The following is a 22,294-nucleotide window of genomic DNA, read 5'->3' on the forward strand; positions in this document are numbered from 1 at the left end:
CGATTGCCAGCCGGAGCGAAAATGCCGGGTGCCGAATTAAGCGACCCCGTGTAGTGAGACATCTTTTCTCCATTGGTAGATAATCGGATGACTTGCGGGTGCGCATATCGCCACTTAGGTGAATTTTGTGAAAGAGATGCGCCTGAGCATCACCAAAACACAATAAGTAACGCGCCACACCAGCTAAATCATTCAGAATCGTAACACAACTATAAATTGCAAATTCGCGCTTTAATAACATTTTATTAATCGCACGATTACGATTCTGACCTGGTGTTTCGCATTTAAACACCCCCCCCCGCAGGGGACTTTCTACCCATTTGGCAGGTTTTACTAGGAAATTTCCCAGGAAAATGTGAAGTAACTAACTGGAATTCCGGTCACACCAACAGATCGATGTCGTCTTAAATTGAATTTCCAGCTCCAGCTACCGCTCCACTAAATATGCAGTGTTAATAATATTTCTATTAATGATGGATTGCGGTCCGTTTTCGTGTGCACATTATTATCTACTCCCGCATCTGAGCACAAACTCCGCGCACTTCCTCCAAAAATGCTAGTTCCACTCGCGTGAGCGCACGGCTCGGATCCCAGACCAGACTCGTGGCAGAACGCCTTGCCGGAGCCAGCGGAACGAATACCAGTCCAAGAGGCGAACACCGCCCGGCCGAGCAATCGTTGATAATCGCGTACCCAACCCCAGCATCAACCAACTGCGGTGCATGGTAAACCACGTCATAAATAACCTGGCATTGATCACCGTGATCATCTAGCCACCGCTCCAACTGGCGGTGCCCCACGCTATCATCCGGACAAATCAGAGGAAGACCTTCTAGATCGTCCACACTCACGCTTTCCTTCGCTGCGAGAGAAGAAGCCGCAGGAACTAAAATCCCCCACCGATCTTGCGTTGGCAAGGACAGGCGCTCATACCCCGCCAGGTCCCAAGAATCCGGAGCAATAGCAAAAGACAGTGCGTTACTGGCAAGCCTTTCCAGAATGGTCTCTCTACGTATCCGACGCAGTGTCACGCCAACTCCAGGATGTTTATCCCGCACACGTTTAATGGCCCGAGCAACATCGATGACAGCGGCGCTTTCAACGGTGCCCACAACCACATGTCCACCAATATCGCCGTGCAGCATACTGAACTCTTCGACCGTACGCCGCGAGAGACTGAGAATCTCCCGGGCTCTGCCAGCAAATAGGACGCCGACAGGAGTAAGCCGAACCCCACGTCCAGACCGATCAAGAAGTTCTTGGCCTAAGGTCTTTTCCAATTCGCGAATTTGCTTGGTCACCGATGGCTGACTGCAGTTCAGCTCAACCGCAGCTTCTTTGATCGATCCAACCCTCGCGACCACCACAAAGGCCTCCAGATGCTGCAGCTTCACCGCGCCCCCATAAAGATGTGCATATCTTGACTTTCGTTAGTTTACTTATACCACGCAATTTCGCGAAATTCGCACCACAGAATCTGCTACCTTGAATAGATTCTCACGCACATGCACCATCCGTACCTACGAGACAACGATCACACTTGCATTCATGCCGCAAAGCCCGTATAGTAGAACAGTCGCCGCGGGGTGGAGCAGTTCGGTAGCTCGCCGGGCTCATAACCCGGAGGTCAGAGGTTCAAATCCTCTCCCCGCCACGAAGAAGAGCTCCTGACCAGGGAAAGCACCAGGTCAGGAGCTCTTGCCATACCCGCGCTCACGTTAGCAAGCTGCCTACTCTAACCGCGTCCATCCGCTATTGGGATGATCCGGCTGGAACCCGGCCCGCCCATCCAGCTCGCACCGATACCGCACGCCCTTGTAGATCACCTCGGCGCCGCGCAGGTAGATGCGGTGCCGGAACCACAAGTCCTGAATCGGCGCATCGGCGACCTTGCCCCAGTACGGCTCGCCCGCGCTCGGCGGACGCTCAGACACCGTATTCGGATTATGCGCCACACCCCACGCGTACTGGTACGTTTTCCCTTCAAAAATCACGTAATCGTGGTTGTGATAGTGGTGGAAGGGCCGGTATTCCGCGGTGTTTTCCGAGTACACCATGGGCCGGACCCACCGCTCGTTCGGGTCCAGCGGATTGAAATCCGGATTCGCGGGGTCTATCGTGTGCAGCGCCGTGAACACGCCCACCACCTCGCCGTTCTTTTTTACGACGACGATGCTCCCTTTCTTGATGGGCTCGGTCGGCGGATTGTCAATGTCAAAATTCACCACGTCCGGGGCTGCGGTGTCATTGGGATCGGGCATGTACCACATGCCAATCACCACATCGCCACCACCCTCGAGCTGCACATTCGCCACGCCTCCCCAAAAGCCGTTCAGTGGCGCGAGCGCGATGGCCCAGGAGGAGACGACGCTCATCACGGACGTACCTAGCGCTGTCATGCGTGCCTTCCTTCTCCGCGATCAGCTGCCGCGCACTCGGCTTCCATGCACTCAACTTCCACACGCTTGGCTTCCACGATCTCAGCCGCCGCTCTTCCGCCATCACTACCACGCGGCGCGCGCCGGATCGCGCTTATCGCCCAGATACCAAGGGCGCAGCCGACCAGCGTGATTATGCCTGGCACCGAGCGCGCGAAGAACACCGCGTGGCCGATCTTCGGTATCACGAACCCAACCTTCCCGATGACTTGCTCGCGGGTAATCCCCCAGTAATCCCAGTCCTTCGGCTCGTCCACCCCGTAGCGCTTGGTTTTCAGCAAGACGCCACCGTCCGTATCGCGGCGCTTATCTGCAAGATAATGAACGACGACGAAATTGGTCGCCGGGCTAACCGCGATAATGTCCCCCACTTTCAGCTCCCCTATATCTGCCCGGACAACGCCAACGACGTCGCCGCGATTAAGGCGAGGCGACATGGAATCGCTCGACACGATAAGGGGACGGCAACCCAGCGTGTTGATGAGAAGGTTGGGCTGCAGGGCCGCGACGGCGATGAAAAAGGACAGCACGAAAACCGCGAGCAGCAGCACGGCCCGCGCTATGCGTTCGCGTATCGGGCCGCGCCTATGCTCACGGCAGTTCTTCGTTTCGAGGGCCGCGCTCACCTTAGGGCTGGGTGACGGCGAAGGTGAGGTTTACCTTGATGTTTTGCCCCACGATGGCATCGTAAGCGGCCTTGGTCGCAGGCTCCTTGAGGGTGACCTTGACGGTGACCGTGACTGATTCGCCGTCCGCTTTGATCTGGGTGTTGGCAGGCGTAACTTCTACGCCGACCAGATCATCATGGCCGGTAACGCCCTCAATCTGGTGGGTTTCGGTCACGGCCAGCGTGCCGGTTACGTTATCGCTCGCGTCGATCACATCAGCGCTACCCGACTCCTGCCACTTCACGGTGTAGGTAACATCGAATGACTCAACGTTCTCGCTCGTGCCACCAATGCTCACCCCGGTTTTCCCGGCGGGAACCAGCTTCTTCCCCTGGCTGGCGAGCGCCTTGGAAACATCAAGCTCGGTGGTCACGTTCTGCCCCTGGCCGATCACAACGGTTTCCGAGTCGGTACTCGCCGCGGGGTCAGATACCGTGCCGGCCCAGTAGGTGTAGGCACCGCCCGTGAGCAGCCCGAAGATACAAGCCAAAAGAACCGGGATCAGCCAACGCTTTTTGCGTGATTCCACAGCGTTTCTCCTTCACGAAGTCAGGTGGTCGGTGAGGTAGTCATGCAGCCATGGAAAGCGAGGAGGTGAGCCCTCACCGCCGCGCTCTGCCCATGACGTGCGATGACAAAGCGCTGCGGGGCCGGTTGTGCGTCGTCGACCTTCCCTCCACGGCGTTAACCTTTTACTTATTGTGCATGAATATGCGTGCGCATTCCACGTGAGATCCAACGCAGCCGCGCCACGTTAAAGCTCCAGAATCTTCCCGGTTTTCCTCGATCTGGAGGCCACCCGTGAAAAACACCGACACACGCCCATATCTGGTAATTCTGAATGAAACTACCCCGATATCTTGCGAAAGGAATTCCTGCCCGGATAACTGCCACGATAGACTACGGTGAGCGCTTCAATCTTCACTTAAAGAACCTGAACCTGATCCAACCCAGACTTATTTTCAGCGATTTTGTTCTTATACATATGCAATTGAACTCTCACTGACACGTTCTTCATCCGCGTTGCCTCTCCAGACGCGACGAGAAGTAGTTACGGACACCACACGCCGCGAAACCCCCGGAGCCAGTCCCCCGAGCCCAGCGGCCAGCACCCCGCTACAGCACCAGCGAAGCAACCCAGCCCGCGATGAGCAGCGGGATATTGAAATGGATAAAGGTGGGGATGACCGAGTCGCGGATATGGTCATGTTGGCCGTCTGCGTTGAGCCCCGCCGTCGGCCCTAAAGTGGAGTCCGAGGCGGGAGAACCGGCATCGCCCAGCGCGCCGGCCGTGCCGATAATCGAAACGGTGGCCAGCGGAGAGAATCCCAGCGTGGCACACAGGGGCACGTAAATCGCCGCGATAATCGGCAGCGTGGAGAAGGACGAACCAATCCCCATCGTCACCAGCAACCCCACCAGCAACATCGCGAGCGAGGCCATCGCCTTATTACTCCCGAACATCGCCGCCGTGGCGTGCACGAGCGGTTCGATCTGCCCGCTTTCGCTCATGACATTCGCGAAGCCCTGGGCGCTGATCATAATGAAACCGATGAGGGCCATCATTTTCATGCCGTCGGTGAAAACGTCGTCGGCTTCGTGCAGCTTGACGGCGCGCGAGAAAATGAAAACGCACAGGCCCACCAGCGCGCCCACCAGCAGCGCGTCGGCATCCGAGTCCACCGCGTTGAGCGCCAGCTGGATCCCGAAGCACACCAGAATCGCCACGAGCGAGACCACGATGCGGTAGCGGGAAATCGCCGGGACCGCGCCGTTCGCGCCAGAGCTTCCGGCCGCGCCGGCCGCCGCAGCCGCGCCAGCACCGCCACCATCCACCGCCACATCGCGGTACTCGCGCGGCTTGCGGTACGTCACGAACACCGCGAGCAGCAGGCCGACCACCATCCCCGCCGCCGGAATTGCCATCGCGCTCATGACGTTGATGCCGCTCACGTCCATGCCGGCCTTCGCGATATTCCCCAGCAGAATATCGGTGAGGAAGATCTTGCCGAAGCCGATAGGCAGGAACATATACGTAGTCACCAGGCCAAAAGTGAGAACGCAGGCCACCGCGCGCCGATCCAGCCGGAGATTATTCATGACCACCAGCAGCGGCGGGATGAGCAGCGGGATAAAAGCGATATGCACCGGGATGAGATTCTGGCTCATGACCGCCATCGCGCAAATCCCGGCGAGCATTGCCCAGCGGGTGAAGGTGCGTTTGCGCGAGCCCGCGCCATCGGAACTGCGCAGATGGCCGAGCATCCAATCGGCAAGCAAACGCGGCAGCCCGGAATGGGCCACCGCCATCGCAAACGCACCGAGCAGCGCGTACGAGAGCGCGATTTTCGCCCCGGCACCCAGGCCTTCCTGGAAGGCCACCATGGTCCCTTCCAGCCCCATGCCGCTGAGCACACCGCCCACCAGCGCGCCGATAAACAGAGCCAGTACCACGTGCACACGAAGTACCGCGAGGAGGAGCATCAAACAAACAGCCACCACAACAGCATTCATAAAGCTGAATATACCCAGTCCCGCCCGCGGCCTGGATAAGTATCCACAAATGTGCAGCTTTTCTATTATTTCTTGCACTACCGGCCGTTGTGCGTTGCTATTCCGCCGTATTTTTATCGACGACGCCGCCACTTCCGCCCCCCAGATACGCCAGTGGCGGCCACCCGGTTTCGGGTGGCCGCCACGTGAGAGGAGCACTGCCAGGCCAGCCCTATCGGGCTGCCGGGCCGCGCCCTATGCGGGGCTACTTAGCCCCTTCCAGCTCCTTCTGGGCTGCGATGGCCTGGTCCAGCGCGGTCTGCAGGTTCTTCTGGGCCTGCCCGTAGGCCGCCCAATCCCCGCTCTTCATTGCGCTATCAGCCTGGCCCACCGCCTGCTTCATGCTTTGCAGCGCGGCGTCCAAACGCTCTTGCGGGGTACCACCCGCGGCCGGAGCCGGAGCGGGCGCCGGCGCACCGGGCGCAGCGCTGGGCTGCTGAGGCGCGGGCTGGGTGGGCGTCGTCGTACCGGGAGCAGGCGTGGCACCCGGCGTAGCACCGGGCGTGCCTGCCGCGGGCGCCTTGCCTTCCCCGGCGGAAATATCTTCCTTGACGTTCTGCAATCCGGCGTCCCCGGCCTGGGCACCCGAATCACCGCCGAAGGTCTGGTTGAGGGCCTCCTCCAGGGTGGGCGCGAAGCCGATATTCCCGTCACCGAACGCCGTGAGCACGTACTGCATAAGCGGGTAGGTGGTGCCCTGCGAAGCCTGCACGTAGACCGGCTGCACGTAGAGCATGCCACCCCCCACCGGGAGGGTGAGCAGATTACCCATCCGCACCGTGGTACCGCCCGAACGCAGCAGGTTGAGCGCGCGGGAAACGTTCTGGTCGGAGAGGAAGTTGTTCTGCGCCTGGCCCGGGCCGGGAACCGTGAGGTCGCGCGGCAGCTCGAGGAGCCGCAACTTGCCGTAGCCTTCGCGCTTCTCCCCCGGCGTGGAGCCCGCATTGGAATCCACCGCGAAGAAGCCGGTCATAATATTGCGGTCCGTCTGACCGCCCGGGATATAGCCCGTGGACAGGGAGAACTCCGCGGAATCCTGGCCCGGCATCTGCAGCGTCAGGTAGTAGGGCGGCTGCTTGCTATCGGTTTGCGCCGCGGCGATCCCGCTGGCCCCGGCCGTATCCACCGCCGGCTCGTTCGGAACATTCCAGAAGTCACCACCGGAGTAGAAGGATGCCGGGTCCTTGACGTGGTAGCGGGTCAGCAGCGAACGCTGGGTCTTGAACAGATCCTCGGGGTAGCGCACATGCGCCATGAGATCCCCGGACATCTTCTCCAGCGGCTGCACCATGCCCGGGAAGATCGATTCCCAAGCCCGCAGGATCGGGTCCTTCTCATCCCACTTGTAGAGAGACACCGAGCCGTCATAGGCATCCACAACCGTCTTGACGGAGTTACGGATGTAATTGACATCCTGCCCTGAGGCCGCCCCGTACATGCCGCGCGAATTGAGGGCGTCCGTGGTGGCCGCCGCCAGGGATTCCCGCGCCGAATACGGGTAGTTATTCGAGGTGGTGTAGCCGTCGATAATCCACACCAGGCGCTTGGGGGTGGCCGGATCCCCGTCCATATCCACCACGGCCGGGTAGGCCTTGGAATCCAAGGTCAGGTAGGGGGCCACCTTGCGCACCCGCTCGTGCGGGTCGCGGTTGAAGAGGATTTGCGATTCGGAGGTCACGCGGTCGGAGAAGAAAATATCCGTGGAGCGGAACTTGATAGCAAACATGAGTTTGTCAAAGAAGTTGCCGACCGAGGGGCCGCCGTCGCCCGTATAGGTATTGAGAACCTGCGAGCCTTCCGCAGCGTCGGAAGGATAGTCAATCTCCCATGGCGCGGTTCCTTCCGGGGCACCCACAATGGAGTATTCGGGGCTCTTCTGCCCGAAGTACACGCGCGGTTCGTATTCGCCCAGTTCACCCTGGGAAGGAATACCGTACTGGAGGAATTGCGGGGCGCCGGAAGCGGAGGTGGTATTGCCGTAGGCGGCCACCACGCCGTAGCCGTGGGTGTAGACCGTGTGGTCATTGACCCAGTTGCGCTGGTCCGGGCCCAGGCCGTCCAGGTTGAGTTCACGCACCGCGATCACGGTGTCCCGGTCCGTCTTATTGAGGTTATAGCGATCCACCGCCAGCTGGGAAGCGAAACCGTAGTACTGGCGGTTCTGCTGCATCTGGTTGAAGGTGGGCGAGACGATATTCGGGTCGAGGAGGCGGATTTGCGCGGTGGATTCCGCGTCATTACGCAGCTGCCCGGCTTCCGCATCCGTGCGGGCGTTATAGGGGATCGTTTCGATATCGTTCAGGCCGTAGGCCTTGAGGGTGGCCGAGATATTGCGGTCAATATACGGCGTTTCCATCTCGATGGCGTTCGGGGTGACCCGGAAGCGTTCCACCAGCGCCGGCCAGGCCCAGCCCACCGTAGCGCCGGTCACCAGGGCCACCACCAGGCCCGCGGTAATAATCCGCCAGGAACCGCGCAGCGCCGAAATCACGAAGAGCACCGCGATAGCCAGGAAGGTAATCGCGAGGATCGTGAGCCCGGGAAGCTTGGCGTTAATATCTGTATAGGACGCCCCGGAGAAACGATCATTATTGGAGAGCAGCAGGGTGTAGCGGCTCAGCCAGAAGTAGGCGGCCACCAGGATAAAGGCCAGCAGCCCCAGCACGGAGAAATGCACCCGGGCCCGGTTGCGTACCCGCACCTTGCCCGAATCCACCGTGACCCCGCCGTAGAGGTAATGGCCCAGCACCGCGCCGATCGCCCCGATCACCAGCAGGGTGATCGCGAAGCTCAGCGCCGATTGCAGCACCGGGAGCGTGAACACATAGAACGCCACATCGCGCCCGAATTGCGGATCCGTATCCCCGAAGGGCGTGCGGAAAATCCACATGAGGTAGGTGCGCCATTCCCCGGAGAGCGGCGCGCCGAAAATCACGCCGGCGAGCAGCGGCAGGCCCAGGTTGGTGGCCCAGCGGTACTTTTCCGCCGCTTTCCGGTAGTTCGCGACGCTGGGGGCCATAATGCCCTCGTCCTTGCTGCGCGCCAGGCGGAAATTCAGCCACAGCACGATAGCAACCAGGAGGGTGCCGATGGTGCCCAGCGCGATGGTCCAGCCCCATTGGGTCCAGAACACGCGGGCCGCGCCGATTTGTTCGTACCATTTAACGTCGGTGTAAACGCCCGATCCGACGACGAGCGCCACGAGCAGAATGGCCAGAACACCCAGTGTCCACCAAAAAGCTCCCGGCGTCTCCCGCCTCAAACGGGGATGTGCGGTTGTACTCAAACGAAATCCTCAACTTCTTCCGCGGCGCAGCGCAAGGCGCGCCCGGCCATCACTATTCCCTATCAAACATAGCGGAAAAAGCTGAGAATCGCGCGTGCGTCAACGGTTTTTTGGTACGACGACGCCGCCCGCGAACACGCCCCTACCGGCCCGCGGCCACATCCTGGCAGGTGGGGAGTTTCGGGGTACGCCCCGCGCCAATAGCACGGACGGCTGCTGCGGCGTCGTCAAAATTCCGCACCGCCCAGATACGTAAGCCTTCCGGTTCGTACCCGATTGTTTCCCCGCAATTCGCGGCCGGGGCGAGGAAATCGGTGGCGCCGCGGCGCTGAGCCCCCACGATCTTGTGTTGGATGCCGCCGATGGGGCCCACCTCCCCGTTAAAGGCGAGGGTTCCGGTGCCGGCGATGGCGGCGGCCCCGCCCAGGGAGCCGGGGGTGAGTTCGTCGTACATGCCCAGCGCGAACATGAGGCCGGCCGAAGGCCCGCCGATGCCTTCCACCGCGTAGGTGACGGTGGCCGGCAGCTGTACATCCTCCACCGCGAGGGAAACGCCCAGGAGGGAGCCGGGGTGGACCCAGCCGGTTTCGTCCGGCGGGAAGGGCGCGGTAATGATCGTGGTGGTGCCCGCTTCGCCGCCGCGCTGGTAGGAAACCGTCACGGTGCTGCCCGGTTCGGTGGCGTGCAGGACTGTGGAGAGGTTCCCGAAGGTGGAGACGGTGGTGGGGGCGGCGCCCGGAGCGGTAATGCCGGTAATAATATCGTCTGGCTCAAGCTGGCCGGCGGCCGGGGACCCTTCCGGGATATCCACCACCCGCAGCTTCATGGTGACGGGGTGGCCGGCCTTTTCCAGGGCCACGGCGGCTGCCACCGTTTGGGAATTATTCATGAGTTCGGCGTTGCGGGCATCGTCTTCCGCGCTGGAGAGCGTGGGCGGGTAAAGCAGGCGCACCGGCACTAGCTGGGATTCCTGGTCAACCAGCGCCCACAGGGCGTGCGCGCCCAGGGTGCCCACCTCGGGATTGCCCGCCGCGGAAACCGTGGTCATATAGAGCTGGGTATCGGTGGGATAGGTGGGCACGCCCTCCACCTTCACCAGCCGGGTGCCGGCCACTTCCCCGGTCACGTCCAGGGCCGGGCCGGCCATTTCCACCGTGTAGGCACCCGGGATAAGGAGGGCGAGGGCCGCCAGGCTCGCAAAAGCAAAGCCGCTGCGGCGCGCGGAACGGGAACCGCGGCGCGCGGAGGCGGAGCTATGGGGCACGCCGCCGGAACCACGGCGCGCGGAACGGGGGCTACCTACCTGACCACGTTTTTTCATCACCTATCCATCATGCCTGATCGCGCGGCGCAGGCCTACCGCTGCTCACCTTTATATACCGGCTGCTGCGCCAGGGGCTGAGGCGCCTACCCGCGCGGGCCGGCGGTGTTTTAGGCTTAGTGGTGGACCTCGAGGAGAAGAATGACTGAGAATTCACAGCCGCGTGACGAATGGGAAAAGATGCTGCGGGCGGTGCTCGGCGATGACGCTGCCGAGGAAATCCTGCGCTCCCTCGCCCCCGGCGGCAACGCACAACCCGGCGGCGTGACGCAGCCCGGCGGAGCTGCCGGCACCGGCAGCGGCACGGGAAGCTCGGGCAGCATCCCGGGGATGGGCATGCCCGCCGATATCGGGCTGGTCATGAATCAGATCCGCGCCATGCTCGGTTCCTCGGGTGACGGGCCGGTCAATTGGAAAATCGGGGAGCAGGTGGCCCGGGATACCGTGAATAAGGCCGGCCCGGGGCTTCCCACCGCGGCCGCGGGCGATCAGGCTCGTTCGGCGATGGACGTGGCGAGTTTGTGGCTCGATCCGGTCACGGTTTTCGATCCGCCGCGCGGCCCCAATCAGGTGTGGTCGCGCCTGGATTGGATCGCGCATTCCCTCCCGACGTTCCGTAAACTCACCGCGCCGGTGGGCGCGAATCTCGCGCGGGCTTTCGGCGAGGCTCTCAGTTCCCAGCTGGAACGCGCCCCGGAGGAAATGCGCCAGATGCTCTCGGGCGGGATGCTCGGGGGGATCCCCGGAGGGCTCGAGGGGATGCTCGCGGGAATGACGGCGTCGTTATTAGGAATGCAATACGGCCAGGGTTTGGCTGAACTGGCCCAGATTTCTTTCGGTACCGCGGACGCCGGCTTCCCGCTGGTCGAGGGGGAAACGGCCGCGCTGGTACCTGCTAATGTGTCCGCTTTCGCCGAGGGCTTGGATGTGGACGCGCGCGAAGTGGAGCTGTACGTGGCGGTGCGCGAACAGGCCGCGGCCCGGCTCTTTTCCCAGGTCCCGTGGCTGCGCAGCACGATTCTGGACGCCGTAGCCGCCTACGCCGCGGATATCGCCATCGATACCGAGGCCATCGAGGAGAAGGTCCGCGAACTCCAGCTCGATCCCGAACAGCTCATGTCCGGGCAGATGCCGCAGCTGGATATGAACGAGGTATTCGCCTTTACCCGCACCCCCGCCCAGCAATCCACGCTCGAACGCCTCGAGCATATTGTTTCGCTGGTGGCCGGTTGGGTGAGCGCGGTCACGAGCACCGCGGTGGCGGCCCAGCTGCCCCAAAGCATGAAGCTTTCTGAGGCTCTCACCCGCCGCGAAGTCACCGAAGCGCCGTCGAACCGCGTTTTCGGTCCGCTTGTTGGTTTCGATATTGCGCCGCGGCGGTTGCGGGAGGCGGCGGCGTTCTGGGCGCGGGCCGCTCGCGAGCGCGGGATGGAGGGGCGCGATGCACTCTGGAAGCATCCCGATTTGCTGCCGCTACCCGAGCATCTGGATAATCCGGACCGTTTCTTCTTCCCGGAGGAGCAGCCTTCCGCGCTGGATGAGGAGCTGGACGCTTTCCTCGAGGAACTGCTGAGCAATAGTGACGGGGGCACGCCTTTCGGGGACGCGCCGCACGAACCGGGTTTCGGTACGACGACGCCGCCCTCGGCCAACGGGGACTCTGGAACGACTGATCCTTCTGCTAGCTGATTGATCCGCTGCTAGCTGATTGATCGCCCCGCTGGCTGACTGATCGCGCGGCTAGCTGACTGAGCGCACGGCTAGCTGACCGATCTCCCGCTAGCTCTGGCGATGGCGATTCGGCCGGGCCCGCGGGGCGATCTGTGGATAACTAAGCTCCCTGAACAGTGTGGCGAGAGTGCACCTGGGGATAACGCCCGGGCCTGTGGATGGGCTGTCGCGCTGTGGCGCTGTGCTTTTTATGCTGTGCCCATGGTGTTGTTCAAGGTGTTCTCATGATGATCCGCTCGCCGCTAGGGGTGTATTGGTCGGATACGCACGAGGTGCAGGTCGGCTTGGATCCGCGGGTAGCGCTGCGGCTGCGCGGTCTTTCCACTGCGGAACAGCGGGCGGTTTCTTCTATGACGTCTGCCAGTACGGAAAGTGAGTTTTTTGCTGCGTGCGAGCTGCACGGGGTGAGTGAGGTGCGGGCGCGTTCGCTGCTGGGTGCGCTTCGTGATGCGGGGCTGCTGGAGGTTTCTCCGCCTGCTTTCCCTGATCTGGCCTGGCGTGCGGTTTTCGTGGAGCGTTTGGATCCGCTCGCGGTGGAGATCTGTCTGCATCTTGCCGCGAGTGGCTTGGGTTATATTCTCACTCCGGATACGAGTAGGCCGCACAGCGGTGATCACCCGATTTTCCGGCGGCCGACGTGGCGTACTTTTGCCCGCCAGCAGGTTCTCCAGAGTTATTTTCGCGAGCGTGGTTGGGGTACCACGGTTATCGAGGTTGATGCACAGGCGCAGCCAGTCACGCCGCTGGGAATGGGCCGGGCCGCGAGGCGCGGGAGTCTCGCCGCGGGTGCCACAGAGCGTGGTGCTCGCGCGTCAGCGGGGGCGGCCGGGACCGCGGGGTCTACGGGGCGGAATGCTCGTGCGGCGGCAGGGACCACCCTGCGCGGGAATTATTCGGCCGCGTGGGCTGCGGGGACTGCGGCGGCTGTGGAGTGTGGCCCGCCGACTCTGGCTTTGGTGACGTCTGTGCACTTGCCTGATCCGCAGCGATGTGCCTTGTGGGAGAGGCAGCGGATTCCTTATCTGCTGGCTTATGCGGAGGATATTGATATTCGGGTGGGGCCGGTGGTGGTTCCCGGGAGTGGGCCGTGTGCCAGGTGTTTGCTTTTCGCGGCGATGGATGCGGATCCGGCGTGGCGTTATTTGGCTCCGCAGGTATTTAGTTCCCGTGGGGGTGCTCCGTTTACTCCCGGGGTGTCTCTGGCGGCTGCGCTTGCGGTACATGGTGTGCTCTTGGTTTTGAGCGGGCATGCCGAGCGGGCCCGCGGATCCCAGTGGGTGGTGCCCCCGCTTCCCGGGTTCCCCTACCGGGTTGCGCTGGCCCCGCATGAGAGTTGCTCGTGCGAAGCAGAACCCGCAGCGCCCTAAGCGCACCTCCAGGAACCGTAATCAGCGAGGCAAAACCGGTGCGGTTTGGTGTTCTAGTGAACCGTAATTGCGGGTTACGCTAAGAAAAATCAACCTATATGTCTATGAAAGTTTTGGCGAAAAGGAGGTATGTGTTGAGCGAGCGGGTAAATACACCGGCCGAAGCAACTGCTGCTGTGGCCAGCGACGATACCGCTACCGGGCAGGACCGTGGTAAACGTGTGTGGCTGTGGCCGAGCGTGGCTATCATAGCTGCGGTCACCGCCGGTGCGAGCGTCTACTGGGCGCAACGATCAAGCAGTCTTGACGATGCCCGCGCCGCCTATTCGCAAGCGGTCACGCTCAACGAGCAGGCCCGTACCAAGCTGAACCATGCCGCTGATGGTGTGGGGTTCACAGTGCAGGAGTGTGAGGCTGACGGCGGCGCGCCCGCTGACTGCCAAGCATTGAGTCAGGTAGTAGAGACGGCCCGCGCTGGGCTTGCCCAGCCCCTCAACCCGGCGAGCGCTAAGGATTTGGATGCTGTTTCGGCGCGGTCTCGTGCGGAGGCTTTGCGAGCCGCGGCTACGGATTTTGAAGCGCAGGCAACCCAAATTAAGACGATGACAGAGAAGCTCGATGCACAATTCCAGGATGCCGTCACGACCTACTTGAACGGCGAAGGTGCAGCCTTGGCCGAGTCGTGTGAGGCGGCCAAGGACAGCGCCCGAGGTATCGAGAATCTTGCCGGCGAAGCCGACGCCCTAGCTGGTGATTGTGAAAACTTGACGGCTTCCGGGAAAAGCGCGCGCTTGTCTGCTCTCAAGGAAAAGGCCGTAGCTCTCCAAAGCCGGGTCGAGGCGTTGAACGGGAAGGTGGCGGCCGCCCAGGCTCCGGCACCTTCTGCGCCGATAGCAGCGTCTGGTGGTTCGGAATCTACTGGCAGCGATTCGGGTTCGGATTACGAGTCACTCGCACCAGCAGCGCCCGCGCCTGCCCCGGCGCCGGGCCCGGGCCCGGGCCCCACGAATGATGACGGTGTTTGGGTAGACAGCGGCTGGGTCCTCGACAATGAAAAGTGGTGCTCATGGGCTGACGAATATGGGAATAGCAAGCTAATCCCTTGTCCGTAAAAGTGAAAGGTGGCTCGGTGCTTGCGCCAACAAGCACTGAGCCAGTAATCTCTCAGTTTTCTCAATGGTCTCTCATGGAAACATCAAATATCTGACTAAAGTACTGGAAATTACCAACTGCACCACACGACATAATCTAGCCGCGCGCCTATCACCCATCCCGGGCACACGCACCCGCGCTCAGTGCCCGGCTAGCAGGGCGAGGATTTCTTCCCCGTAGATAGCAAGTTTCGTGGCTCCCACCCCCTTGATCTGGGCGAGGGCGTGGATGCTGCGCGGTTTGGCTATGGCGAGGGCGCGCAGCGTGGTGTCATGGAAAATTGTGTAGGCCGGTTTGCCGGTGGCTTGGGCACGCTGGGCGCGCCAGGCCGCGAGTTCCTCAAAAAGCGCCACATCTTCGGGGTAGACGGCGGCGAATTCTTCCGCGGCGGCGCGGGAGCGGCGCCGGTAGCGGGTGGCCCGCGAGGTTTCTTCATCTTCCGGTTGTGGCCACAAGCCGGTGAGGAAACGGGAGACTTTCTTTCCCGAGCGATGCCCCGAGGAGGCGGCATAGGAGATCTGCAAAAATTCTTGGGCCCGCGTGATTCCCACGTAGAGGAGGCGGCGTTCTTCTTCAATGGCCGCGGGTTTCTTCGCCAGGGAAATAGGCATGAGCCCTTCGCTCATCCCCACCAAAAAGACCGCTTCCCATTCCAGGCCCTTAGCGGCGTGCAGGGAGGACAGGGTCACGCCTTCCAATTCCGGGACGTTCTGGGTGGCGGCGCGTTCTTCCAGTTCCACCACGAAATCCATCATGGAGGCATCCCGGCTATCCTCCATATCTTCCGCGAGGGTGATGAGAGCGTGGAGCGCTTCCCATTTTTCCCGGGCCGAGCCGGCGGTGGCCGGAGCTTCATCCCGCCAGCCCATTTGGCGCAGCACGGTACGCACATTATCTGCCAGCGGGCCGCTCACCCCGGAGCGTGCCGCGGCACGCATGGCCACCATAGCTTCACGCACATCGCGGCGCGAGAAGAATTTTTCCGCACCCCGAACCTGGTAGGACACCCCCGCTTTGGACAGCGCCGCCTCAAATTCTGCCGATTGGGCATTGGTGCGGTAGAGGATAGCGATTTCTGAGAGCGCGGTGCCTTCCGCGGCGAGCGCCTGGATAGCGCTGACCACCCCGGCGGCTTCCGCTCCATCCGATTCGTATTCCTGGAAAGTAACCGGGCGCCCGGAGCGACGCTGGGAAACTAGCTGCACCGCGCCTTCCGACACATCATCGGCAATCACGGTATTCGCGGCCGCCACGATTTGCGGGGTGGAACGGTAGTCACGGGTGAGTTCAATAACGCGAGCGCGCGGGTATTCCTGCTGGAAACGGGCTAGGTAAGTGGAGGATGCCCCGGCGAAGGAATAAATGGTCTGGGAAACATCCCCGACGACGCACAGATCCTTGCGATCCCCCAACCATAGCTGGAGCAGGCGGTGCTGGAGGGGGGACACATCCTGGTATTCATCCACAACGAAGTGGCGGTATTGCTCGCGTATCTGGCGGGCGATATCCGCCCGATCGAGCAGGATGCCCACGAGGAGGAGGAGCACATCATCAAAATCGAGGACGCGGCGTTCGGTTTTCACTTCTTCATAGGCTTTCGCCAACCGCGCAATATCGGTACTGAGCTGACCGGCGACTTCCCCACGCCCGGCCGCCAGGGCGGCTTCCGGATAATTATCCGGGCTGATCATGGAGACTTTGGCCCATTCAATTTCCGCGGTGAGATCGCGGATACTCACTTTATCGGTGGGCAGGCCGATCTGGCCGGCTGCCTGGGAGACCAGGCCGAATTTCGATTCGGTAATCCGCGGGATGGTTCCCCCCACCGCGGTGCCCCAGAAGTAGGAGAGTTGGCGCAGTGCCGCGGCGTGGAAAGTGAGGGCCGGCACCCCGCCCACCCCGAGGTCCCGTAAGCGCGAGCGCAATTCCCCGGCCGCGCGGGAGGTGAAGGTAACCGCCAGCACGTTCTGCGGTACGTAGGCCCCGCTACGCACGCCGTAGGCGATCCGGTAGGTAATAGCGCGGGTTTTCCCGGTGCCTGCCCCGGCGCGCACGCATACCGGCCCGCGCAATGCGGTGGCGACCGCGCGCTGATCCGGGTCCAGAAATTCCAGCAATTCCTCGGGTGAATCCATCGTGTTCCTCCTTGCCCTCTCAGGATGCCACACGCCTACGACAGAAATTTTCCCCTTATCGAAACTCGTGGCGAGCCGCGCGCCCAGCCCGTACGATCACCTCATGGCTGATCTCACAATGTATACAACCTCGTGGTGCGGCTACTGCCGTAACCTTTCCGCCCAGCTCAAGCGGGCTGGTATCACCTGGGATGAGGTGAATATTGAGGAGGATGAGGCCGCGGCCGTGAAGGTTGCGGCCCTCAACGGTGGCAATAAAGTGGTGCCCACTCTTGAGTTTGCCGACGGCGCCACCCTGACGAATCCGAGCCTGAAAGAGGTGCAGGCGAAACTCGCCGAACTCGCCTCCCCCGGGAGCTAAAACTCACACTCGGGCCGGTGGTAGAGCGATCCCGGAACAAGTGCGGGTGCCCGCGCCACCGCCAGCACCTGCCGCAAGATCGCCGCGGCTCCGGCTTCCTACCAGCCCAGATGAGGGCGAATCCCGGGGCCGTACCAGTCGGTGATGAGGGCCGCGGCCACCGAGGAGGGCCCGGGCAGGCTGAGGCTGCCCTCGCGCAGGGCGGCATCCAGCTCGGGCGGGCTGTAGAAAGCCGCGTGGTCGATTTCTTCCCCATCCGGGCACACCAGGGCATCTGCCCCGCCGGCCCGGGCTTCGGCCTGCGGATCCACCCACGCCACGTAGGCGATCATGAGGGAGCGCGGGAAGGGCCAGGGCTGGCTGGCGAAATAGCAAATCTCGCCCAGCGGCACCCCCACTTCTTCACGCACCTCGCGGCGTACCGCCGCTTCCAGGGACTCCCCCGCTTCAGCGAAACCCGCGAGCACAGAGTGGCGCCCGGCCGGCCAGCGTGCATTATGCGCCAGCAGGATACGATCCTGAGAATCAAGTACCGCCATAATGACGGCCGGGTCGGTACGCGGGAACACCACGTGGCCTTCCGGGCAGTGCCCGCTCCACCCGCTGGTATCCACGGTGATGCGCTGGCCGCAGACCGCACACCAGCGGGTAGCCCGCCAGGTATTGAGGATCGCCACCGCCGCGGTGACCAACGCGCACATATCCGCGCTCCAGGACGGCGCGTAATTTTGCAGCGAGCCGATCCGGTACCCCGGCGCATCCACTTCCGGGTTATCACGGGTGGGTCCGCCCCCGATCACGGTGGTGAGATCGCACGCAAAATAGGGACGCCCGGCAACTTTCCCCAGGTAAACAGTTGGTGAATCCGCGGTGGTGCGCGGGAGCTCAGAGCGGGCCAGCAGCAGGGGTGCATTATCGCTATCCAACACCGCGCCCCACCCGGAAATAAGCAGATACCCCGCATTTTCCGCCAATTCCGCCAGGCGTTGCGGTGAGCTGCGGGAGAGTTCATCCCGGTCCAAATTCCCGCGCGCCAGGATTAAATCGCCGTCGTACCCCACTATCGTGCCCCTTCCGGAACCGGACGCGTGCCGGTCACCCTTCCACCAAAATTCTAATATCACTCTCCTGGATTCTTGCCGAACGCCGATATTTTGCGACAATACGAAGGTGACTTCATTACCGGCTACTTCCCCGACCGCATCTCGGTACGTGGCGCGCGCCTCCGAACGCGCCCTGCCCGTGCGCTTACGGCCCGTGCGTCTGGGGGCGCACCTCACCGATACCGGGGCGGATTTCGCCGTCCTGGCTCCGCACGCGACCGCGGTTGATCTGTGCCTGATTGACCGCAGTGCCTCGGGTATCACCGAGCGTCGCTATTCCCTGCATCGGGACGCGAGTTTCACCACCTGGGTGGGGCATGTGTCCGGGGTGCGCGCCGGTCAGGAATACGGCTACCGGGTCCACGGCCCGTGGAATCCCGATACCGGGATGCGTTTCAACCCCGCCCAATTCCTCCTCGATCCCTACGCGCGAGCCATTACCGGCACCCCGCGCCTGGGCCCCGAACTCTACGGACACAAGGTAAATGACGCCCTGGATCCCGTCCCGCTCCCACCTCAGCGTGACGATACCGATTCCCTGGAAGCCATGTGCCGCGGCGTCGTAACCGCACCCACGGAAACGCATATCCGCCACCCGTATACGCCGTGGTCCCACACAGTTATTTACGAAACGCATGTGCGCGGGCTCACCCAACAGTTGGCGGCGCTTCCCGAAGAATTGCGCGGCACCTACGCCGGTCTGGCGCACCCGATTGTCACGAATTATTTGCGTTCCCTGGGCGTGACAGCCGTTGAGCTGCTGCCCATCCACGCGAAAATGTCCGAACCGTTCCTCACCGAACGCGATCTCACCAATTATTGGGGTTATTCCACTCTCTCCTATTTCGCTCCCGAACCGAGCCTGGCCACCGCCACCGCGCGGGCCGCGGGCCCCCTGGCCGTGCTCCAGGAAGTGCGCGATATGGTGGCCCGCCTCCACGATGCCGGCCTGGAAGTCATCCTCGACGTTGTGTATAACCACACCTGCGAAGGCGGGGTGAACGGGCCGACCGTCTCACTGCGCGGCTTCGGGCAGACCACCTATTACATGCAGGTCCCCAACCAGCCCGGCCAGTTTTATGACACCACCGGCACCGGGAATTCCCTAGATTTCCGGCGCACCCCGGTGCTCCAGCTCACCCTCGATTCGCTGCGCTACTGGGTCAGCGAGATCGGCGTGGACGGGTTCCGTTTCGACCTGGCCGCCACCCTGGCGCGCCGCGGCGATCACTTCGATACCAACCATCCCCTCTACCTGGCCATGGCCACCGATCCGATTCTTTCCAACGTCAAGCTCATTAACGAGCCCTGGGATCTGGGGCCCAACGGCTGGCAAACCGGCAATTTCCTGCCGCCCACCGCGGATTGGAATGACCGCTACCGCGATTCCATCCGCCAGTTCTGGGTGGCCGATCAACGCGCCGTGGCCGGCGGCGGCCTGGGCGGGGATCTGCGCGATGTGGCCACCCGGCTAGCCGGCAGCGCCGACCTGTTCGGGCACGGGCGCTCCCCCTCCGGGCGCGGGCCGCTCGCCTCCGTCAATTTCATTACCGCCCACGACGGCTTTAGCCTCTACGACCTGGTCTCCTACGATTCCAAACACAACGAAGCCAACGGAGAAAACGGGCGCGACGGCACCGATAACAACCGCTCCTGGAATCACGGGGTGGAAGGGGAAGGCAGCGATACCGCCCCGCTTCCCGAGCACGTGCTGCGCGCCCGCACCCGCACCATGCGCAACCTCATCGGCACGCTAGTTTTCAGCGCCGGAGTCCCCATGCTCTACGGCGGCGACGAATTTGCCGATACCAAATTCGGGAATAACAACGCCTACTGCCAGGACAATCACGTGTCCTGGCTGGATTGGGACCACGAGGAATGGCAGCGCGAACTCCAGGCCACCGTGGCCTATCTTTTCCGCTTGCGTTCCGAACACAGGGTGCTGCGCCCGAGCATGTTCTACACCGAATCGCCCTCCGGGCGCGATCACATCCCCGATTTGCAATGGTTTGCGGATACCGGCGAGCCGATGCCCGAACACCGGTGGTTCGACCCCTCGAATCGGTTACTGCAAATGCTGCGTTCCGGTTCTGAGCGCGACGCCGATGCGCTCGTGGTCATTAACGGCTCAAATCACCATGTTCCTATCCGATTCCCGCAGGGGCGTGGCAATCCCTTCGCGCTGGCCTGGGATTCCTCCTGGCCCACCCCGCGCTCCTCGGAGCGTATCTATCAGCCCGGGGCCTCCACCCGGGTGGAGCCGCTCACGATGCAGCTCTACTTCGCCAACCCGGAGCGGTAGCGGGGCGCTGCGTCGTCGTGCTGCACGCGATTCCACGGGTACACGCGACCCCGCGTGAACGCGGCGGCACACGGCCGGGGTGCTACGCGGCCGCGAAACGGAAACCGCGAGAAAAGCTGTCGCGGCGGCGCCTACAATAGACAAGCAGAGCACGCTCCCGGGGAACTCGGGGCGGCCTGGGTATGACTGAAGGAGCAAGGTATGAGTGTCGAGGAATCCCTCGAACGGTCCACGTCCGCCGCATCCCTGGCGCATGCGCAGCGCCTGAGTGAGAAAATCAAGGAGAAGATTAATACTTCTCCGGAGGAATTCCGGGTTCTCACCGGGGATCGCCCCACCGGCAATCTCCACCTCGGGCACTACTTCGGTTCGCTGCGCAACCGGGTGGAATTGCAGCGCAAGGGCGTGGAAACCTGGCTGGTCATCGCCGATTTCCAGGTCATTACGGATCGCGACGGCACCGGGCCCATTCGGGAGCGGGTGCGTTCGCTGGCCACCGATTACCTCGCGGTGGGAATTGACCCGGATGCCGCGGTCATTTTCCCGCATTCGGCCATTCCCGGCCTCAACGAACTCATGCTGCCCTTCCTCTCTTTGGTGACCGACGCCGAACTACGCCGCAATCCCACCGTCAAGGCGGAACACGAGGCAACCGGCGGACGGCCCCTGTCCGGGCTGCTGCTCACCTACCCGGTGCACCAGGCCGCCGATATTCTTTTCTGCAAGGCCAATCTGGTACCGGTCGGCAAGGACCAGCTCCCCCACCTCGAACAAGCCCGCGTGATCGCCGACCGTTTCGAGGCGCGCTACGGGCGCCCGGCCGGGCGGGAAACCCCGGTCTTCCCGCGCCCGCAAGCCCTGCTCTCCGAAGGGACCTCGATTCTGGGGCTGGACGGCGCCAAGATGAGCAAATCGCGCGGAAATACTATCGAAATCGGCATGAGCGCCGATGAAACCGCCAAGCGCATCAAGAAGGCGGTCACGGATTCGGATCGGCATATTACCTACGATCCGGAGGGCCGCCCGGAAGTGTCGAATCTGCTGCTGCTGGCTTCGCTGGCGCAGGGGCGGCCCGCGGTGGAGATCGCGGAGGAAATTGGCGACGGCGGGGCCGGGACCCTCAAGAAAATCGTCACCGAATCGATTAATGAGATGTTTGCGCCCATCCGGGCCAAGCGCGCCGAGCTTGCTAAGGACCCGGGCTACGTGGACGGGATCGTGCGCCGGGGCATCGAGATCGCCAATGAGCGCGCCAATAAGACCCTCGCGGAGGTGCGCGAAGCGCTCCAGATGGTGTATTAGCCGCGACGCGGCGGGCGCGGGGCGCCGGAGTCTGCCCGGCTGCACCGCTCAGAAAGCTGAGTTCATCAGGAAGGTAGTCCCACGGTTATGGATGAAAGGCAACGCGACCAGATCATAGCGAGAACCCGTAGTGAACTGGAAGCTCAGCTGCCTACTGATCCCGAGGAGTTGCGGGCGCTAACGGTCGAACTGTTGGAGCGCAGGCAGGTTTTACAGGCGCAGCTTGAGTTCGAACGGAAGAAAGCGGCAGAGCGCACGGAGAAAGCTGAGAAATTGCGGGCTTTCAGGAAATACTGAGCGCCCCGGGCGACGCATCGCGCCGCTAGTGCTGCTCAGCTGCTAAACGGCTACTGCCGCCAAACACAAAAAGCAACGCCAACTACATTAAGAAACCGATTTCGTGCGCTGGAGTTGCTTTTTGCGGTACCCAACGCTGAGGCGTTGCTTTCTGCGGGCACGTCATATCAAGATGTTGCATCCTGCTACTTCCACCGTTGGGACGTTGCTTTTTATAGAGCTCCACGTCAAGAGGTTGCTTTCTGCGAACCTAACGACGAACCTGACCGCCTACCATC

17 protein-coding genes and 1 tRNA gene are annotated in these 22,294 nt (G+C 62.3%); 8 read left to right on the forward strand and 10 right to left on the reverse strand.

Annotated elements, in window-relative coordinates; translation table 11 throughout:
- Together ACRQDJ_RS08605 and ACRQDJ_RS08610 are read right to left on the reverse strand one after the other, a co-directional pair.
- Window positions 1–292 (reverse strand): hypothetical protein (locus ACRQDJ_RS08605; protein ID WP_435717993.1); only part of this gene is annotated, 292 nt, incomplete at its 3' end.
- Window positions 293–509: 217 nt separating this feature from the next.
- Window positions 510–1,394 carry a LysR family transcriptional regulator gene (locus tag ACRQDJ_RS08610; RefSeq protein WP_284904838.1) on the reverse strand — a complete coding sequence of 295 codons (885 nt, stop codon included), beginning with the start codon at window positions 1,392–1,394 and terminating at the stop codon, window positions 510–512.
- 186 nt (window positions 1,395–1,580) lie between these two features.
- Here ACRQDJ_RS08610 and ACRQDJ_RS08615 point away from each other — a divergent pair.
- A tRNA-Met gene (locus tag ACRQDJ_RS08615) sits at window positions 1,581–1,654 on the forward strand.
- 76 nt (window positions 1,655–1,730) lie between these two features.
- On the opposite strand, the gene ACRQDJ_RS08620 is transcribed toward ACRQDJ_RS08615, so the two are convergent.
- The 6 genes from ACRQDJ_RS08620 to ACRQDJ_RS08645 form a co-directional block, all read right to left on the reverse strand.
- Window positions 1,731–2,399, reverse strand: coding sequence for a hypothetical protein (locus ACRQDJ_RS08620; protein ID WP_435717994.1), 669 nt, complete (start codon window positions 2,397–2,399; stop codon window positions 1,731–1,733).
- Window positions 2,396–2,989 (reverse strand): signal peptidase I, encoded by a 594-nt coding sequence (locus ACRQDJ_RS08625; protein WP_284904836.1) that lies wholly within the window; start codon window positions 2,987–2,989, stop codon window positions 2,396–2,398. The genes ACRQDJ_RS08620 and ACRQDJ_RS08625 overlap by 4 nt, the downstream gene beginning before the upstream one ends.
- Window positions 2,990–3,065: 76 nt before the next feature.
- Complete coding sequence (locus tag ACRQDJ_RS08630) at window positions 3,066–3,635, reverse strand: hypothetical protein (protein ID WP_284904835.1); 570 nt, start codon at window positions 3,633–3,635, stop codon at window positions 3,066–3,068.
- A gap of 587 nt (window positions 3,636–4,222) precedes the next feature.
- Entirely contained in the window at window positions 4,223–5,620 is a 1,398-nt protein-coding gene (locus ACRQDJ_RS08635; RefSeq protein WP_284904834.1) for a Na+/H+ antiporter family protein, read from the reverse strand.
- A 244-nt stretch (window positions 5,621–5,864) separates the two neighbouring features.
- Window positions 5,865–8,945, reverse strand: coding sequence for a UPF0182 family membrane protein (locus ACRQDJ_RS08640; RefSeq protein WP_284890248.1), 3,081 nt, complete (start codon window positions 8,943–8,945; stop codon window positions 5,865–5,867).
- A gap of 142 nt (window positions 8,946–9,087) precedes the next feature.
- Window positions 9,088–10,266 carry a YlbL family protein gene (locus ACRQDJ_RS08645; RefSeq protein WP_284904833.1) on the reverse strand — a complete coding sequence of 393 codons (1,179 nt, stop codon included), beginning with the start codon at window positions 10,264–10,266 and terminating at the stop codon, window positions 9,088–9,090.
- Window positions 10,267–10,407: 141 nt separating this feature from the next.
- On the opposite strand from ACRQDJ_RS08645, the gene ACRQDJ_RS08650 reads away from it, so the two are divergent.
- From ACRQDJ_RS08650 to ACRQDJ_RS08660, 3 genes are all read left to right on the forward strand, one after another.
- Complete coding sequence (locus ACRQDJ_RS08650; protein WP_435713611.1) at window positions 10,408–11,955, forward strand: zinc-dependent metalloprotease; 1,548 nt, start codon at window positions 10,408–10,410, stop codon at window positions 11,953–11,955.
- 266 nt (window positions 11,956–12,221) lie between these two features.
- A complete protein-coding gene (locus ACRQDJ_RS08655; RefSeq protein ID WP_284904831.1) occupies window positions 12,222–13,364 on the forward strand; it encodes a hypothetical protein in 1,143 nt (380 codons plus the stop codon).
- 134 nt (window positions 13,365–13,498) lie between these two features.
- Window positions 13,499–14,476 (forward strand): hypothetical protein, encoded by a 978-nt coding sequence (locus ACRQDJ_RS08660; RefSeq protein WP_284904830.1) that lies wholly within the window; start codon window positions 13,499–13,501, stop codon window positions 14,474–14,476.
- 180 nt (window positions 14,477–14,656) lie between these two features.
- Here the strand turns inward: ACRQDJ_RS08660 and ACRQDJ_RS08665 are convergent, their stop codons facing one another.
- Window positions 14,657–16,651 (reverse strand): ATP-dependent helicase, encoded by a 1,995-nt coding sequence (locus ACRQDJ_RS08665; protein WP_284904829.1) that lies wholly within the window; start codon window positions 16,649–16,651, stop codon window positions 14,657–14,659.
- Between the two features lie 103 nt (window positions 16,652–16,754).
- Here ACRQDJ_RS08665 and ACRQDJ_RS08670 point away from each other — a divergent pair, with 103 nt between their 5' ends.
- On the forward strand, window positions 16,755–17,012 hold the full coding sequence (locus ACRQDJ_RS08670; RefSeq protein ID WP_284890253.1) for a mycoredoxin: 258 nt from the start codon (window positions 16,755–16,757) through the stop codon (window positions 17,010–17,012).
- A gap of 98 nt (window positions 17,013–17,110) precedes the next feature.
- Here ACRQDJ_RS08670 and nudC read toward each other — a convergent pair whose 3' ends face one another.
- Window positions 17,111–18,073, reverse strand: coding sequence for an NAD(+) diphosphatase (gene nudC, locus ACRQDJ_RS08675; RefSeq protein WP_284904828.1), 963 nt, complete (start codon window positions 18,071–18,073; stop codon window positions 17,111–17,113).
- A gap of 109 nt (window positions 18,074–18,182) precedes the next feature.
- On the opposite strand from nudC, the gene glgX reads away from it, so the two are divergent.
- From glgX to ACRQDJ_RS08690, 3 genes are all read left to right on the forward strand, one after another.
- Complete coding sequence (glgX, locus tag ACRQDJ_RS08680; RefSeq protein WP_234984402.1) at window positions 18,183–20,417, forward strand: glycogen debranching protein GlgX; 2,235 nt, start codon at window positions 18,183–18,185, stop codon at window positions 20,415–20,417.
- A gap of 201 nt (window positions 20,418–20,618) precedes the next feature.
- Entirely contained in the window at window positions 20,619–21,719 is a 1,101-nt protein-coding gene (gene trpS / locus ACRQDJ_RS08685) for a tryptophan--tRNA ligase (RefSeq protein ID WP_026429128.1), read from the forward strand.
- 87 nt (window positions 21,720–21,806) lie between these two features.
- Window positions 21,807–22,016, forward strand: coding sequence for a hypothetical protein (locus ACRQDJ_RS08690; protein WP_284904827.1), 210 nt, complete (start codon window positions 21,807–21,809; stop codon window positions 22,014–22,016).
- Window positions 22,017–22,294 lie beyond the last annotated feature (278 nt).

This window comes from Actinotignum urematis, from assembly GCF_051264595.1.
Taxonomy (GTDB): Bacteria; Actinomycetota; Actinomycetes; order Actinomycetales; family Actinomycetaceae; genus Actinotignum; species Actinotignum timonense_A.

What these genes read in the sequence shown, in the direction of transcription:
- ACRQDJ_RS08635 (WP_284904834.1), bottom strand. Translation starts at nt 5,620, where the DNA reads ATGAATGCTGTTGTGGTGGCTGTTTGTTTGATGCTCCTCCTCGCGGTA.
- ACRQDJ_RS08645 (WP_284904833.1), bottom strand. Translation starts at nt 10,266, where the DNA reads ATGAAAAAACGTGGTCAGGTAGGTAGCCCCCGTTCCGCGCGCCGTGGT.
- trpS (WP_026429128.1), top strand. Translation starts at nt 20,619, where the DNA reads ATGAGTGTCGAGGAATCCCTCGAACGGTCCACGTCCGCCGCATCCCTG.
- ACRQDJ_RS08670 (WP_284890253.1), top strand. Translation starts at nt 16,755, where the DNA reads ATGGCTGATCTCACAATGTATACAACCTCGTGGTGCGGCTACTGCCGT.
- ACRQDJ_RS08655 (WP_284904831.1), top strand. Translation starts at nt 12,222, where the DNA reads ATGATGATCCGCTCGCCGCTAGGGGTGTATTGGTCGGATACGCACGAG.
- ACRQDJ_RS08620 (WP_435717994.1), bottom strand. Translation starts at nt 2,399, where the DNA reads ATGACAGCGCTAGGTACGTCCGTGATGAGCGTCGTCTCCTCCTGGGCC.
- ACRQDJ_RS08665 (WP_284904829.1), bottom strand. Translation starts at nt 16,651, where the DNA reads ATGGATTCACCCGAGGAATTGCTGGAATTTCTGGACCCGGATCAGCGC.
- ACRQDJ_RS08650 (WP_435713611.1), top strand. Translation starts at nt 10,408, where the DNA reads ATGACTGAGAATTCACAGCCGCGTGACGAATGGGAAAAGATGCTGCGG.
- ACRQDJ_RS08690 (WP_284904827.1), top strand. Translation starts at nt 21,807, where the DNA reads ATGGATGAAAGGCAACGCGACCAGATCATAGCGAGAACCCGTAGTGAA.